We start from the raw sequence: 15186 nt of genomic DNA, 5'->3' as shown, positions 1-15186 counted from the left end.
GATCCGAAAGCCAAGACCGGAGCAGGATTTCGCGGGGCTTCCGCCAGGGGCGTGACACGCCACGCATGGCGGGCGTGCTGGGCCACCTCGACCGGGGCGTTCGTTGGGAGAGCCAAAAACTAAGGGCGTGACAAACGTGGGGATTCGTTGAAAATGGTGGCAGAGCGCGGCCACGATCCGCGCTGCCTTCGAGGCACGATGAGCAAGGCGCGCGCAGGATCGAAGCCAAAGCCCACGAAAAAGGCCGCCGCAAAGGCCACGAAGGTCGGAAGGAAGACGACCTCGAAGGCCGCCGCGAAAAGGCCCGGGGACGAGCCTGCCCTCGCGCCGAACGCGCCCGAGATGCCCGAGGTTCGGTCCGCACGCACCGAGCCTCCGCCCGCCGCGGACGCGTCGCTCGTCAAGAAGTGGGCCGAGCGCGGGGCCGCGCTGCTCCGCGAGCTCGCCGCGCACGGCGCCGAGGACCACGAGTATCGCGTGGACCTGAAGGACGGACGTTTCGTGTGGCTCGACCCGCGCGGACGCGTCTCGGCCGAGGCCCGCGCCCGCGCGCTCTGCAGCTACGCGCCCACGACGTCCTCGCTGACCATGGCCTGGGCCGATCCGCTCCTGCGCGCGGCCTCGGTGCGTCCGGTCGAACGGCTGCCGACGGAGCGGGACGACGTCGACGAGGAAGAAGCCTGGGGCGTGGCGATCGCCGCGGCCGAGGCCTCGGGCGCCGAATGGCTCTACCGCGTGGCCGCGCCGCACTCGTGGTACTTCCTCGCGCTCTCGGACCTCTCGTTCCAGCCGATCAGCGCGTCGTTCACGCCCGGTTCGCCCGCGGGCCTCGTTCTCTTGGAGCTCGAAGCAAGTCGCAGGGCGATCCGCTCGGGCGCGGAGCCCGCCGTGGTGGTGCGCGAGCGCCTCGCGCGCGTGGGCAGCGCGCTCCTGCACGAGGCCGAATACGCCTACCGCAGCACGGACTGGGTCTCGCGGCTCGCGCGGACGGGCAAACGGCTGGAGAAGCTCGCGGGCAAGGTGCCGGTGCCGTCGTTCGAGTCGGTCGCGAAGGGCGCCTCGTCGTCGGAATGGCTTTCGCCGGACCTCGCAGGTAGCCTCGACGAGGCGCTAGGGCTGCTCGTCGACGAGTGGCGCCTCTTCGCCTAGGGCCCGCACGATCGCATCCACCCCCCCCGCGCCCGCCGCGATCTCCACCGCGGCCTCGGGTTTGTCCGTCCGGATGATTTGCACGGCCCCGTCGTTCCCCTCGGTCACGACGTGCGAGAACCGATGCGCAGCCGCATATCGCAAGGCATCCGCCCCCGACGCGTGAAACGCCGTCGCGATGCCCCGTGCTCGCAGCGACGCGGCCAGCGCCTCCCCCGGCGGATCCGCGGACACGAGCACCCTGAGCGGCCGCTCCTCCCGCACGCCCGCGGCTTCCCGCGCCCGCGCAATCGCGTCGAGGTGCAGACCAAACCCCACGGCTTGCAGCGGCAAACCAAAACGCCCGAGCAAATCGTCGTATCGCCCCCCCGCGCCCACGGGCTCGCCCGGCCCTGGCGCGAGCACGTGGAAGATCGGCCCCGTGTAATACGCGAAGCCCCGCACCTCGCCGAGATCGAGCCGCAAGACGTCCCCGAGCCCGCTCTCCCCCGTCCCACGCGCCGTCTCCCAGAGCGCCCGAAGCTCGCCGAGCGGCCCCTCCGCCCTCGTCCCGGCAAACAGTTTTTCGGCGCGGGCGAGAATCTCCTCGCCCGGCCGATCCTCCGCCCCGCCCGCGAGCTCCGGCAGCGCCACGAGCGCGTCCGCCACGCGCGCCGGCACCCCCGAAGCCTCCCGCCCCGCAAGCAGCGCCCGGAGCCGCGTGGCGTCCTTCTGCGCCAGCGCGTCCGTCACCTCCACGTCGAGCGGCGACGGCACCACGTCGACCAGGGCGCGCGCGATGAGCGCGTGGCCGAGGTCGATCACGAACGATTCGAGGCCCACCGCGCGCGTCACCGAGGCGAGGAGCCGCAGCGCTTCGAGGTCCCCCTCCGGCGACGGCGCGCCGTAGAGCTCCACGCCGGCCTGCGGGATTTGCCGGTGCTTCTTGGCGCGACCTTGGCGGCGCCGGACGATGGTCCCTTCGTAGCAGAGCCGGATCGGCACGGGCTCGGCGGCGAGGCGCGTGGCCACCATCCGCGCGATCTGCGGCGTCATGTCGGGACGGAGCGCGCACACCTCCCCCGACTCCGGCTCCACGAAGCGCAGAACGTCGCCGGGGTCGAGGGCGCCGAGGCCTTTTTCCAGCACCTCGGCCAGCTCGAACGCCGGGGGCGTGACCGGGTCGTATCCGTGCAGAGCGAAATGGTCGAGAATTGCCCGGGCGAGCGCGCGCCTTCTTCGCGTCTCCTCCGGTAAGAGATCACGCATCCCGGCGGGCAGCGGATGCGATAGCGCCTTGGGCGGAGAGCCAGAACGGTCCACGCCGGGCTTATACCGCGGCTGGGCAATCCGTGCGCATCGTTTGTGCCCTCGCTGCGATGGCCCACGCGATCCGCGAGGCGCGGAGGCACATACCTCACGCCCCGACGTGCCAGCGGCGCCAGCCATTCGCGCGGATCCCGACCTGCCATGCCTGGCAGATGACTTGCTAACTCCGACCACCTGCCAGGCGCGCCCACGAAGTGCCGGGAATGCGCTGGCGATGGAGGCTCTCATGGCCGTCCAGGCCGTCACGACGACGCGTACCTCCGCGGCACCGCCCGCGCCTGCCGGGGCCGAGGCCCGGCTCAGCGAGCTCATCGAGCGCGTCAAGAATGGCGACACCGTGGCGCTCGACGCGCTCACGCGTGCCATCCGACCGCATGTGGAGCGGCAGCTCGCTCGGTATCCCGTCTCGGACGAAGACAGACTCGATCTCGTTCAATCGACGCTCCTCCAGGTCATCCGACGAATTCGCTCTTTCCGCGGCGATTCGAGCTTCACCACGTGGCTCTTCCGGGTCACGGCGAATGAAGCTCTGATGCTGATGCGCTCCCAGAGGCGTCAGCGGGCGCGGTTCGTCGGCGGCCTCGACCTCGAGGACCTCAGCGTTCTGCCCACGATGCGCGCCCCGGCGCTCGAAGACGACGCGGCGAGCGTGGCCGAGCGCGAGCGGTTCGTCCGGCTCGCCCTGGGCGAACTGCCGAACGACTATCGGGACGTGGTGATGGCGCATTACCACGAGGACCTCGGGCTCCAGGAAATCGCCCAGAAACTCATGGTGAGCGAAAGTGCCGTCCGTTCGCGGCTGCACCGCGCGCGCCTGCGCCTGCGCGCCATTCTGAACGCGACACCTTATGGTCGCGAGCTGCAGGCGGGATTCGGCCCGGTCGAGCGCCGGGGACCGACGGCTGGGTGACGCCCCACCCACCCCTGTGCGGCCTCCCGTACGCAACGCCAGGGTGACACCGATTTGCCACCGACGGACCCTGTTCGGCATGGAAAACGGTGGTAAGGTCCGACCATGCGCCCTTGCGTCTTGCTTTCGCTCTTCGCCTCGACCCTCGCCACCATGTTCATTGCGTGTGCCACCTCGAACGGAGGCGGCGTCCCAGGGGACCCTTCGGGAGACGGCGGAGCCGGGGCGACCGGGGGAGCCGGTGAGGGAGCGGGCGCGGGCGGCTCGGGGGGCGCGGGCGGATTTTTCCTGGACGACGGGGGGACGGGCACGGACGCGCCGTTCTCGGACGACGCCGCGTGCGCCTCGACGGCGTCCGAGGCGACGGTCGAAAAACTCCCCGTCGACATCATCTGGGTCGTCGACAACTCGTCGAGCATGGAGCCCGCGATCATCGAGATCAAAAAGGGCCTCAATGCGTTCGCTGCGCTGATCGCGGCGAAGAACCTGGATTACAAGGTCATCATGCTCTCGCTCCGGAACAAGACGAGCCCGGTGCAGATCAGCGGTAGCACGCGGTATCCGATCTGCATTCCGGCGCCGCTCGCGGGCGACGACAATTGCGGCAATGGCGCGCGGTTCTTCCATTCGAGCGTGGACATCCGCAGCGTCCAGCCGCTCGAGCAGTTCCTTGGCACGCTCGGACAAACGGACGGCTACAAGCTCGGCGACGAGAGGGGCGGCGAGCCGTGGAAGCAAGAGCTCCGGCCGCAGGCGACGAAGACGATCGTCATCGTATCGGACGATAACTCCCGGCTCTCGGCGGCCAATTTCGAGTCGTTCCAGGGCGGGAAGAACCCGGCGAACACGCTGACCTTGCCGCCGGGGATCCTGAACCCGACGTGGAACGGGCTCTTCACCGATTACGTATTCAGCGGCATCTACGGCTGGGACTCGCTCTCGAACCCCAACACGGTCTGCCAGTACGCGGACGGCACCGAGCCGCCGAGCTCGGGCCCGACGTACACGACGCTCGTGAACAAGACGGGCGGCGTCCGGGCGAAGCTCTGCGACGGCAGCGCCGCGTGGCAGCCGTTCTTCGACGCGGTCGCACAGGCGGTGGACCAGACGGCGAAGCTCTCGTGCGAGCTCGCGATCCCGAAGCCGCCCTCGGGCGAGGACCTCGATCCGGAGCTCGTGAACGTGGCCCTCTCGGACGGCGGCGCGCCGACGTACCTGCCACGCGTGGCCGACGCGGCCGCCTGCAATGGCGGCGGCTGGTATTACGACGATCCCGCGGCGCCGAAGAAGGTGATCCTCTGCGAGAGCTCGTGCGACCAGGCCCAGGCCCTGGTCGGCGAGGACAAGACCGGGAAGATCGAGGTCTTCTTCGGCTGTCAGTCGATCATCAAATGACCACGCCGATCCGCTCGAAGGGCGCCCGGAGGTCCTCCGGCAGCGCCGCTTCGAACGTGATCGGTCGCCCCTCCCACGGATGCACGAAGCCGAGCGAGCGCGCGTGCAGCGCGAGCCGCGCGAGGCCGAAGCGATCCCGATATTCGCGGTTCAGCGCGCCCTTGCCATAATTCGCGTCCCCGATCAGCGGGTGGCTGATGTGCTTCATGTGCCGGCGCACCTGGTGGAGCCGGCCCGAATGCGGCTCCGCGTCGACGAGGGAAAGGTGTTCGCCCCGCCAAACCCGGCGGAACGACGTCGAGGCGGGTACACGCGGGCCGCCCTCGCGGCGGGGGATCGGGTGGTCGATCGTGCCGGCCTCGGGCGTGACGCCGCGGACGAGCGCGAGGTAATGCTTTTCGACCCGGCCCTCCTCGAACATCTCGCAAAAGACGCGGGCGCTCTCGGGATCGAGCGCGAAGACGAGCACACCGCTCGTGGCGCGGTCGAGGCGGTGGACGGGAAAAACCTTCTGGCCGATCGAATCGCGGACCTCGTGCATCGCGGTCCGCTCGTCGTCGGACCAGCCGGGATGGACCGCGAGGCCGGAAGGTTTGTCGACGACGACGAAGCGTTCGCCGTGGTGGAGGATCGAGAGCAACGCGCCTAACGCAGCTTGATCTTCGTCGTCGGCTCGCGCCAGCGCTGCACGATGCCGGGCAGCATCGACAGATCCCGCACGGTCACGTCCGGCCCCGCCTGCACGAGCGCCTCGACCGTGGAGAAGCCGGACTCGACGCCCACGGCCCAGGTCCCGGCGTTTCGAGCACAAAGGATGTCCTGCGGGCCGTCGCCAACCATCACCACCGCCGCCGGCATCGAGCCGAGCTGCTTCGCCGCGAGCAGGAGCGGCGCCGCGTCGGGCTTGCGCTCCTTCGTGTCGCCGCCCGCCACGATCACCCCGAACCGATCCTCGATGCCGAGCGCACGCAGCACCACGTCGGTCGTCGAGCGAGGCTTGTTCGTGCAGATGCCGAGCGCCATGTTCTCCATCGAGGAGAGCGCCTCGATCGCCTCCAGCGCGCCCTTCGCCCAGCGCGTGAAATCGAGCGGGTGCTGCTTGTAGTAGTCGACGAAGAGGCGGACGAGCTCGTCGACCTCCGGCGCGTCCTCCGGGATCTTCGCCGTCCTCGCGCAGAGGGCGCGCGCGCCGTCGCCGACGAGGCGCACGATCACCTGCGCGGGCTGCGGATTGCGCCCCGTCGTGAGGAGCGCGTGGTTGATCGCGGCCACGATATCGCCGCGGCTGTCGAGCAGCGTCCCGTCGAGATCGAACACGACCGCAGTGGGGGGAAGCACGGGGCTCATCCTAGGCGATCGCCTACCGGGTCTGGAAGGGGCTCCCCGGGTTTTACTTCCGCGGGCCGGTCACGCGGATCTCCCGGAGGCGCGCGCGCAGGGCCGCGTATCGCTCCTCCATGCCCCGACGCGTGTCGGGCGAACGCCAGAGGTCCTTTCGTTCCTCGGGATCCTGGCCGAGGTCGTAGAGCTCGTAGCCAGCGTTGTTCGAGACGATCAGCTTGAGGTCGCCGTGGATGAGCGCGCGGCGCGCGTCGTTGTAGGGGCCGGCCGGCATGTCGATGAGGACGTCACGCTCGGCCGGCGTTTGCCCCTCGGGCAAGAGCACGTCGGAAAGGAGCGAGGTGCCCGAGAGGAAATCCGGGCCCTCGGCGGCGGGTTTCGGCTGCTCGATGCGGAAGAGGTCGAGGACCGTGGGCGTGAGGTCGATGAGGCTCCTGCGCGCCTCGATGCGCGCGGGCTTGGCGCCCGGGACGTGCACGAGGAGCGGCACACGCACGAGCGGCTCCCAGAGCTCGAAGCCGTGGCGGAACATCTTGTGCTCGCCGAAGGCCTCGCCATGGTCGCTCGTCACGACGATCGCCGTGCGTTTGCCCCAGGGCGCCGCGCGGATGCCGTCGATGAGCCGGCCGATGTGTTTGTCCGTGAACGCGACCTCGCCGTCGTAGAGACCGCGCTGGCCGGCGCCGAAGCTCGGCACGTCGTCGTGGCGCAGGTAGTCGGCGTGCGGGTCGAGGTAGTGCACCCAGAGGAAGAAACGTCCCTGCGTGTTCTCCGGCTTCGCGAGCTGCGCCAGCGCCGCGTCCGTGAGCGCGTGGCTCGACTTCATGTCCGCCACGTCCCAGGGCGCGTTCTCGGGCGGCGCGGCCGAGAGATCGACCACGTCGAAGCCGGAGTCGAGGCCGCCGAACTTGCCGAAGTAGCGGTGCGCGTGGACGCCCATCGTGCGGACGCCCGCGCGCGAGAGGCGCTCGGCGAGGAAGGTCTCCGTCTCCTCGAACTTGTTGAAGTGCCCCCAGTTGCGCTGCGTCTCGCTGCCGTACTTGCCGATCAGCATCGGGCCGACGCTCTTGCCCGTGTACGAGGCAAGCGAGTAGGCCCGGAGGAACACGGCGCTCTCGGCGGCGAGCTTGTCGAGGTTCGGCGAGACGGGCTGCGGATAACCGGCGTAGCCGAGGTCGGCGCGCAGCGTGTCCACCGTGATGAGCACGACGTTGAGATCGGCGGGGACGTCGGCGCTCTTCGGCGCGGGCGCTTGTGCTGCGGGCGCGGGCGCGAGCGCGGCGAGGACCTCGGCGCGGAGGTCCGTGCCCGAGCAGTCCTCGTCGATGCCGTTGTCGGGGATCTCCACGCCGAGCGGCCCGACCGACGCGTCGCCCTCGCGGCAATCGCCACCGCCGAAGAGCGCGCTCGCGCCGTCGTGATCCCGATCGGCGAGCTTGCGCATCGCCGCGAGCGAGAGCTTGCCGAGCGGCGCATCCCGCTCGATCGCCTGCGCCACCGGCGCGCCCTCGCCCCCGAGCGAGACGGCCGTCCGCGGCGCGAGGAGGACCGGCGCGAGCGCGACGAGCGCCGCGACGAACGACCTGCGCGGCGAGGCAAGCGCGGACGAGAGGAACGCGGCGAACGCGACGAGCGCGAGCATCCCGACCGCGCGCAGATCGAGCTCGGGGCGCTTGAGCACGCCGTAAATCCCGAACAGCCCGCCTTCGCCGCTCGGCCCGCCCGTCGCGACGCCGAGGCCGAAGAGCAGGCCCACGACCACGAGCGCGGCGAAGGCCGTCTTCGCGGGATCGACGAACGCGGGCCGGCCCTCGCTCGCCGTGGCCAGCGCTTGCCGCAGCGCCGGCGTGAGCGCGAGCGAGAGCAGCGTCGCGAGCAGGCCCACGAGCAGCGTGCCCGTCGCGATGGAGAGCCCCGCGAGCGGCGCGGCGACGTCGAGCGCGAGCAGCGCCCGCGCGAGCTGCGCGGAGAGCGTCATCCACAGGAACGCGGCCACGATCGCGAGCGGCACGAACGCGGCCACGTCCGCGGGCCGGCCCTTGGCGCGCGCTCGCAGCCACGCGACGGCCGACGCGGGTGTCGGCGCCGCCTCCGGGAAGAGGAACACGAGCGACGTCGCCACGACGAGCCCCACGACGAGCGAGACGGGCGCGACGAGGCCCGCGTCGGCCACGAAGATCGCGAGCGCCTTGCCGGCCTCGATGCGCTCCTCCTCGCCGCCGCGTGCGTAGGCGGTGTCGAGCGCGGCGGCGGCGAGGCCCGCGATCGACGCGCCCATCGCCCCGCGGGCGATCCGGCTCGCCCAAGCTCGAACGTACAGCGCCGTCTTCATCCCTTGTTTCGAGCGCGCGGCGCGCCTCTCTTCGCGAGCGGGTGCGCCGCGTCGTACACCCGGGTCAGGTGATCGATCGAGACGTGCGCATACCGTTGCGTCGTCGACAGGCTCGTGTGCCCGAGCATCTTCTGGATCGCCCGCAGATCCGCGCCGCCGTCGAGCAGGTGCGTGGCGAACGTGTGCCTGAGCGCGTGCGGATGCAGATCTGCGCGGCCCGCTCCGAGCGCGCCGTACCGATGCACGAGGTGTTGCACTTGTCGCACGCTGATGCGCCGGCCGAGCCTCGACACGAAGAGCGCCCGTTCGTCGAGCGCGCCCGTCTTCGGGTTCCTGAGCTCCTCCCGCCGCCCGAGCCATCGCACGAGCGCGGCGCGCGCATGCGAGCCGAACGGAACGATCCGCTCCTTGCGCCCCTTGCCGAGCACGCGCGCCCGTCCTCCGTCCGCCTCGATCTCCACGTCGCCGACGTCGAGCCCCACGAGCTCCGACACGCGGAGCCCCGAGCCGTACAGCACCTCGAGGATCGCTCGATCCCGCTGCCCCTCCGCCGTCGCCTCGTCCGGCGCCTCGACGACCTCCGCCGCGGCGTCCGCGTTGACGAACGTGGGCATCGGCCGCCGCACCTTCGGTAGCTCGAGCTCGGCCGCGGGGTTCTTCTCGATCTCCCCGCGCCGTTCGAGCCAGCGCAGGAAAGCTCGCACCGCGGCGATCTTCCTGCCGATCGAGGGCGGCGCGTGCGTCCGGGCGAGCTGCCCGAGGAACCCTCGCAGGACGAACACGTCGAGATCTCCGGGGCCGCGAACCCGCCCGCGCCGCTCCTGCACGTGAGCGACGAGCTGGGCAAGGTCTCGACGGTACGCGGCCACGGTATGCGGCGACGCTCGACGCTCCTCGCCGAGATGGCGCACGAAACGCGCCACGGCCTCCTCGAGGCCCGCGCCCTTCGCGGCGTTCTCCGGGACCGCGCTCTTCACGGCCCTTCCCGTAGCATCGCCCCCCGCCCCCGGGCAAAGAGACGACGGTCCTCGTCGATCGACCGGCCCGAACCGGAACGTTCCGCGAAAAGATGCCTTCCGTGGGAGGGAACGGGTAGATTGCTCCTCGGGGAACCTATGGAAGGCGAGACACTCGACGGCCGCTACAAGCTCGGGGAGGAGCTCGGCCGCGGGGGTCATGGCGTCGTGTACCGGGCCGAGGACCTGCAAACCGGGACCGAGGTCGCCCTGAAGCGCCTGCGCAAACAGGTGAGCGACGACCCGCAGCTCCCCGCGCGCCTCCTCCGCGAGGCCCAGTCCCTCGCATCGCTCTGGGGCACGAGCGTCACGCGCATCCACGCGTTCGGGACCGACCCCGAGGGCGCCTTGTACGTGGCCATGGAGCTGCTCGATGGCGAGAGCTTCGAGGCGCACCTCCAGGACCTGGAGTGCTTCGGCGATCGTTTGAGCTCGTACAACCTGCTCACGCTCCTCGATCCGATCGCGCGCGCGCTCCACACCGCGCACGCGCTCGGCATCGTCCACCGCGACGTCAAACCGGCAAACCTCTTCCTCCTCTCGCCCGAGCGCGGCGGCGGCGTGCGTCTCCTCGATTTCGGCCTCGCCCAGGTTCTCGGCTTCGAGGCGCTCACGGCCGAGAACAAGCCCGATGGCTCGCCGAGCTACGTCGCGCCCGAGGCGTGGCGCGGCGAGCCGCTCGATCATCGCGCCGACGTCTACGCCTTCGGCGCCGTCGTCTACCGCGCGCTCGCCGGCCGAGCGCCGTTCCAGGGCGACTCCCTCGCGGATCTCTCCCTCGCCGTGACGACCGCGCCGCGGCCCGAGCTCGCCTCGATCCGGCCCGACCTCGCCCCCGAGATCGACGCGTGGGCGGCCCGCGCGCTCGCGGCCGATCCGAACCAGCGTCATCCGTACATCCCCACGTTGTGGAACGACCTCATCCGCGTGATGATGAACGGCAAAGGCCCGAGCGCCGATCGGGTGCGACAAACCTTCCGTCTACCCGGCTAGCCCCGCATGTCGCCTACCGAAGAGAGCGCGCAGTCCATCGAGATCGACGCCGAGGCCGAGGCCGAAGAGCCGCTCGACGTCGACCAGGCGAACGCCGACGCCCATCAAAAAGCGCTCGAACGCGCGCGGGATCTCATCGGCCAGACGATCTCGGAGCGCTACCGCATCCTCGACCTCCTCGCGATGGGCGGCATGGGCGCGGTCTACCTCGGCGAGCACGTGCTCATGCACAAGCGCGTCGCCGTGAAGATCCTGCACCCGGAGAGCGACGACAACCCCGAGATCGTGGCGCGCTTCGAGCGCGAGGCCCTCGTCGGCGCGCACATCGACAACCCGAACATCGCCCACGCGACCGACTTCGGGAAGCTCGACGACGGCTCGTACTTCCTGATCCTCGAGTACGTCGAAGGAAAAAACCTCGCCGAGGTGATCCGCGAAGGCCCCATGAAGCCGCGGCTCGTCGTGCACGTCGCGCGGCAGATCTTGATCGGCCTGCAAGCCGCGCACGACCTTGGCATCGTGCATCGCGACCTGAAGCCGCGAAACGTGATGCTCGAAGCGGGCTTCGTGGCGAAGCTCATCGACTTCGGCTTCGCGAAGGTCTCGGTTGGCAAGCTCCCGCTCACGGTGCCCAAGGAGGGCCGACCGCCCTCGCGCCTCACGGGCGTCGGCGTGATCTTCGGGACGATCAATTACCTCGCGCCCGAGGCGGCGCACGGCATGGACGCGGTCGACGAGCGCGCGGACCTCTATGCGCTCGGCGTGATGATGTACGAGATGCTGACGGGCAAACACCCGTTCGACTCGACCGATCCGATCGAGATGTTCCAGCATCACCGCACGACCCCACCGCCGCCCTTCTCGGTGCGCGCGCCGGACGTGAAGATTCCCGCCGAGCTCGAGCCGCTCGTAGGCAAGCTGCTCGAAAAGGATCCGTACGAGCGATTCTCGAACGCGGGCGCGGTGATCGAGGCGCTCGACGCGCTCTCGATTTCGAGCGAGGTCGTCGAGGAAGCTGCCGTTCGTTCGAAAAAGACCCCGCCGCCGCCCTCGGTTTCGGTGCGCCCCCCGGAAAAACCGAGCGAGAAGGCGAGCGAGGAAAAAACGCCGGAAAAGGCGCCGCCGAGCGCGGAGCCGCGTAAGAAAAAGAAAAAGGCGCGGGGCGATGAAACCGCCCTCTCCGCGCGGCGGGCGCCCGAGAGAAAGCCGAGCCCGATCAATTACACGCTCGCCGTCGTTGCGATCGTGGCCGTGCTCGCCGCGGCGTTTTTCGCGTCGCGCTGACGCGGGCGCACCGCGCCAAACGAGGCAGCTCTTCCCCTGCGGTGCATCACCGTGGTACCCTCACCTGCATGCTCGGCGATTTGTCATCGCCTGCTGTTTTTTTCGCTGGAGGTCTTCGATGGGGGAGGATGTTCGTCGAGGCGCCCGTATCGCGCGTGCGCTGTTCTTGCTGGCCGCTGTTGCCGCAACGTCTGCCGTCGCCGTCCCTACGGCCCTTGCGGAGGACGATACGTCCGAGGGCGATCAGGATGATGGACCGTCCGATGACCAGGACGCGCAGAAGAAGCCGAAGCAGAAGCCGATGCCGGCTATGATCGATATCTGCATGACCAGCGCGGTCATCGCACCCACGAAGGCGGACGGAAGCCCGTGGGACCCTGGCCCTCCGAAAGCGACCGAGGACCAGCGAGCAAAATCCAACGAAGCGTTCAGAATGCTGGCAGCGCTTGCTCGCAAGCATCCGGCTATGGTTGCCGCTGAGCTCACCACCGTTCTCTCCGGCTCCCTATTTCGCGCGTTTGGCAAGCCCGATGTTTTCGGGACCCTCGAGGTAGCACCCACGGGCTCGTATGATGGGAAGCTCTCGCGCAAAATGGACCTCGCCTCCAAGAAAAGGCCCGTACGGGAGTTCCATCCGAATTTCGGCACCTCAACCTGCTTCAAGGCTGTCCCCTGGCACAAGGAGCTCCGTCTTCGTGTCGACCTGACAGACCAGGACGTGGCCTTCGATGATAAAATTGCAACCGTGGTCGTCCCTGCGTCCGATGTGGCTGCTGCCTTCGAATTCGGCAAGGTCTTCCATGTGTATGTTGGCGATCAGGACACCACCCAATTGAAATTCGTGGCGCTCGAAGTCACACGCACGGCGGACGAATAAGCGCACTTGCGCAGAGCAGGGCCTACCCTGCAAACACGTACGACGGCCGGCAGCAGAATGTGACCGCGTTCTCCACATCCACCATCGCCTCCCCGTACGGCTCGCCGCCGCTCGCTTCGCAGGTGCCGGTCATGTACATCGCGGGGCTGGTTTCCTTGCCGCCGAGGGCGCGGCCGTTCGGGAAGATTGGATCGCAATCACCGCCGAGGGATGCCGTTGTCTTCTCCATGAACTGCGCGGAGCAGGCCCCATCCTGAAACAGCCGCAACGACGACACGCACGCCCCGCCACTCGGCGCGCCGCACGCACATTCGGTGCACCCGCGGCCTTCCTTCACCTTCTCCGGATACATCCAGCGCGCTGGCTCGCCCTGGTAGTTCGTGGGGCATTGCGTATGCAGCCCCTCGCGCCAGATACAGATCCGGTTGGGAAACAGCGCCTCGGGGAGGCACATCTTGCCCGCATCATCGCAGAGCGAGGTATCCGTCACTCCGCGACAAGCGAGGCTCGTCGTCTGCCATTTCGTGACGAGGCCGGTCACTTTGGGCACTTCGACCACGTCCACTTCGCACTTCTCATTTTGCGGAGGCGGAAGCGGTCCGATCTCGATCGATTGCAGGCAGGGGACGCCGCTCCCCGGCGGGCATTCGGCGCCTTGGGGCAAGGCGTTCGCGGCGGTGCAGCTCCCGTCCCAGCCGGCAGGGCCGTCGAAGGGAAGTGTCGGGGCGCTTGGGTCGTCGCAGGTGCCCGCGCGGATTGTGATGGAGGTGGGGACCGGGTCGCAATCAGCCGTCGCGGGCTTGCACGAGCATGAATCACACGTGGCGGGGGGCGCGACGAGATCCGAAAACATGCGCGCCTGCACGGCGGGCGCCGTGTTGGGAAGACACTTGGGCTGGTTCTCCTCGCCCTCGACGTTTTCGCCGATCCACACGAGAAGCGGCGGATCCGCGTGCCAGAAGATCGCGTCGTCGCCTTCGGGGAGAGGCACGCACGTATGCGTTTCCGTCGGGCAGCGGCCGTTGTCCGCGGTGGGGCCGTCGGTGCCGGCGTCCGCGGGGGCGTCGGTGCCGGCGTCCACGCAGATAGGGGCGGGAAAGTGAGTGTCGGGATTGCACTCGTTCTCGAACGTCTCGGGTATCCCGCTGCATCCGGCTCCCAGCGCCACGGCGGCCCCGCTCATCACACACACGAGGGCGAGCCCGATTCGGATCCTTGATTTGCGCATGCCTCCATGTTCTAGGGTTCGTCCGGGAACTGTCAAGCGTTCTCGGACGAACCCTAGAACTTCCAGAACGCAGAAAGAGACGTGCCGATCATGATCGCGGGTTGTTCCACGAGAACGGTTTGCCCGAGGGCGATTCGCGTGCCCCGCGAGAGACCGAGGACATCTCCCGCCACCTGAACGCCCCACGACGAGCCCACATCGAATCTGCCGCCTACGCGACCGCCAAAGCCCGGCCGGAAGCCAACATCCGTGTCCCTCTTGAAGGTGTTTTCGTCCCAGTTGACCGTGATCACGCCGAGATGGCCGACTGCGCACCCGTAGATCCACCGCCAGTGCCCGCACAGCCCGAGCAGGCCCCCCGCCGTCATCGTGGAGACCGGTTGCCCCTTGACATCACCCGCAAGCCATGCAGCCCGCCCCTCCAGCTCCAGCGACACATGCTCGTGGAGCTGCAAGCCCCCCGTGATCGACGCGCCCACCGCTGGCGCCCATGTCGCCGCGCCAAACACCACGACCGGCCCCAGGCCGACGAAGCCACGCATGGGGGGCTTCTTATCGGGCTTCATCGACGGATCTTCGTAGGCGAACGGATTCTCCTGCTTGGGAATGTCTCGCTCGATGTAGATGCCGAGCGCGTGATCGGCCTTCGCCTTCGTCACCGAAAGCGGCGCCGGGGGCGTGGACGGGACGACCTCGATCGCGGGCGTCACGTCCGGTGCGGGCTCGGGCTCGACCTTCGGCGCAGGCTCGGGCAGCTTCCAGCGCAGGTTCGCCGTGGCCCTCTTCCCGGCGGGGCAATCGACGGTCTCCGTCACCTCCCCATGCGCTTCCGAGGTGCCTCGCACCACGGTGCGCCCGGGCTTGACGAATACCGTGGAGCCCGGAACGCTTGGGCCATCGACAGGGCTCCCCTCGACGAACACCAGCGCATCGAACACGTTGCCGAGAATGAGAAGCTGACAGACACGCGAGCGCACCCCTGCGAACGCGCGGGCGAGTTCCTCTTTCTCCTTCAACGTCGCGCCTGCGCCGCCCTCCAGCGCCATCAAGAGGTTTTGCGCGGCGGCGAGGTCCTTTCCGAGGCGCACCGCCAGCATGCCGAGGCGCGCTTCGACCTCGGGATCTTCGCGTAGGTCGAGCGCCTCATTGTAGGCCGCGACCGCGATGTCGACGTTCCCAGCGGCCCGCGCCTTGTCCCCGACCTTGAGGAGCGCGGCGACGGCGCGGTCTATCTCCGCATCATCCGGCTCAGCAGCGGAGGCGATCGACGCGAGGAGCGGGAGCCAGAGCAGGGCGGTGAGGGCTACGGCGCGCGGCATGACGGGATCATGATATCGCAACCCGCACAGGAAA

At 69.1% G+C, this 15186-nt stretch carries 13 protein-coding genes; 6 read left to right on the top strand and 7 right to left on the bottom strand.

The window, feature by feature from the left end; genetic code table 11:
- Positions 1–198: 198 nt before the first annotated feature.
- Positions 199–1149 (top strand): DUF6882 domain-containing protein, encoded by a 951-nt coding sequence (locus KEG38_RS03085; protein WP_272417461.1) that lies wholly within the window; start codon positions 199–201, stop codon positions 1147–1149.
- Here KEG38_RS03085 and KEG38_RS03080 read toward each other — a convergent pair.
- The gene (locus KEG38_RS03080; RefSeq protein ID WP_272417460.1) at positions 1111–2451 is read right to left on the bottom strand and encodes an ATP phosphoribosyltransferase regulatory subunit; all 1341 of its coding nucleotides are present in this window, start codon (positions 2449–2451) and stop codon (positions 1111–1113) included. The two genes, KEG38_RS03085 and KEG38_RS03080, sit on opposite strands and share 39 nt — an antisense overlap.
- 232 nt (positions 2452–2683) lie before the next feature.
- Here KEG38_RS03080 and KEG38_RS03075 point away from each other — a divergent pair, with 232 nt between their 5' ends.
- Together KEG38_RS03075 and KEG38_RS03070 are read left to right on the top strand one after the other, a co-directional pair.
- A complete protein-coding gene (locus KEG38_RS03075) occupies positions 2684–3367 on the top strand; it encodes an RNA polymerase sigma factor (RefSeq protein WP_272417459.1) in 684 nt (227 codons plus the stop codon).
- Between the two features lie 105 nt (positions 3368–3472).
- A complete protein-coding gene (locus KEG38_RS03070) occupies positions 3473–4762 on the top strand; it encodes a hypothetical protein (RefSeq protein ID WP_272417458.1) in 1290 nt (429 codons plus the stop codon).
- On the opposite strand, the gene KEG38_RS03065 is transcribed toward KEG38_RS03070, so the two are convergent.
- The 4 genes from KEG38_RS03065 to KEG38_RS03050 are packed head-to-tail and all read right to left on the bottom strand — an operon-like array spanning position 4755 to position 9412.
- Complete coding sequence (locus KEG38_RS03065; protein WP_272417457.1) at positions 4755–5402, bottom strand: pseudouridine synthase; 648 nt, start codon at positions 5400–5402, stop codon at positions 4755–4757. The two genes, KEG38_RS03070 and KEG38_RS03065, sit on opposite strands and share 8 nt — an antisense overlap.
- 5 nt (positions 5403–5407) lie before the next feature.
- A complete protein-coding gene (locus KEG38_RS03060; protein WP_372518155.1) occupies positions 5408–6100 on the bottom strand; it encodes an HAD family hydrolase in 693 nt (230 codons plus the stop codon).
- Between the two features lie 52 nt (positions 6101–6152).
- Complete coding sequence (locus KEG38_RS03055; protein WP_272417455.1) at positions 6153–8435, bottom strand: sulfatase-like hydrolase/transferase; 2283 nt, start codon at positions 8433–8435, stop codon at positions 6153–6155.
- Positions 8432–9412 carry a tyrosine recombinase XerC gene (locus tag KEG38_RS03050; RefSeq protein WP_272417454.1) on the bottom strand — a complete coding sequence of 327 codons (981 nt, stop codon included), beginning with the start codon at positions 9410–9412 and terminating at the stop codon, positions 8432–8434. The genes KEG38_RS03055 and KEG38_RS03050 overlap by 4 nt, the downstream gene beginning before the upstream one ends.
- A 138-nt stretch (positions 9413–9550) precedes the next feature.
- Here KEG38_RS03050 and KEG38_RS03045 point away from each other — a divergent pair, with 138 nt between their 5' ends.
- The 3 genes from KEG38_RS03045 (at position 9551) to KEG38_RS03035 (ending at position 12605) form a co-directional block, all read left to right on the top strand.
- Positions 9551–10444, top strand: coding sequence for a serine/threonine-protein kinase (locus KEG38_RS03045; RefSeq protein ID WP_272417453.1), 894 nt, complete (start codon positions 9551–9553; stop codon positions 10442–10444).
- 6 nt (positions 10445–10450) lie between these two features.
- Positions 10451–11728, top strand: coding sequence for a serine/threonine protein kinase (locus KEG38_RS03040; protein ID WP_272417452.1), 1278 nt, complete (start codon positions 10451–10453; stop codon positions 11726–11728).
- 118 nt (positions 11729–11846) lie between these two features.
- A complete protein-coding gene (locus KEG38_RS03035; protein ID WP_272417451.1) occupies positions 11847–12605 on the top strand; it encodes a hypothetical protein in 759 nt (252 codons plus the stop codon).
- Between the two features lie 22 nt (positions 12606–12627).
- Here the strand turns inward: KEG38_RS03035 and KEG38_RS03030 are convergent, their stop codons facing one another.
- Positions 12628–13833, bottom strand: a complete 1206-nt coding sequence (locus tag KEG38_RS03030) for a hypothetical protein (protein ID WP_272417450.1) — start codon at positions 13831–13833, stop codon at positions 12628–12630.
- Positions 13834–13886: 53 nt separating this feature from the next.
- Positions 13887–15152, bottom strand: coding sequence for a tetratricopeptide repeat protein (locus KEG38_RS03025; protein WP_272417449.1), 1266 nt, complete (start codon positions 15150–15152; stop codon positions 13887–13889).
- Between the last annotated feature and the right edge of the window lie 34 nt (positions 15153–15186).

It is taken from the genome of Polyangium jinanense, assembly GCF_028435265.1.
GTDB lineage: Bacteria > Myxococcota_A > Polyangia > Polyangiales > Polyangiaceae > Polyangium > Polyangium jinanense.
This window is presented reverse-complemented; position numbering and strand designations above follow the sequence as displayed.

Coding starts and splice junctions, on each gene's coding strand:
- KEG38_RS03040 (WP_272417452.1), top strand. CDS start 10,451: ATGTCGCCTACCGAAGAGAGCGCGCAGTCCATCGAGATCGACGCCGAG.
- KEG38_RS03045 (WP_272417453.1), top strand. CDS start 9,551: ATGGAAGGCGAGACACTCGACGGCCGCTACAAGCTCGGGGAGGAGCTC.
- KEG38_RS03085 (WP_272417461.1), top strand. CDS start 199: ATGAGCAAGGCGCGCGCAGGATCGAAGCCAAAGCCCACGAAAAAGGCC.
- KEG38_RS03055 (WP_272417455.1), bottom strand. CDS start 8,435: ATGAAGACGGCGCTGTACGTTCGAGCTTGGGCGAGCCGGATCGCCCGC.
- KEG38_RS03025 (WP_272417449.1), bottom strand. CDS start 15,152: ATGCCGCGCGCCGTAGCCCTCACCGCCCTGCTCTGGCTCCCGCTCCTC.
- KEG38_RS03075 (WP_272417459.1), top strand. CDS start 2,684: ATGGCCGTCCAGGCCGTCACGACGACGCGTACCTCCGCGGCACCGCCC.
- KEG38_RS03035 (WP_272417451.1), top strand. CDS start 11,847: ATGGGGGAGGATGTTCGTCGAGGCGCCCGTATCGCGCGTGCGCTGTTC.
- KEG38_RS03030 (WP_272417450.1), bottom strand. CDS start 13,833: ATGCGCAAATCAAGGATCCGAATCGGGCTCGCCCTCGTGTGTGTGATG.
- KEG38_RS03070 (WP_272417458.1), top strand. CDS start 3,473: ATGCGCCCTTGCGTCTTGCTTTCGCTCTTCGCCTCGACCCTCGCCACC.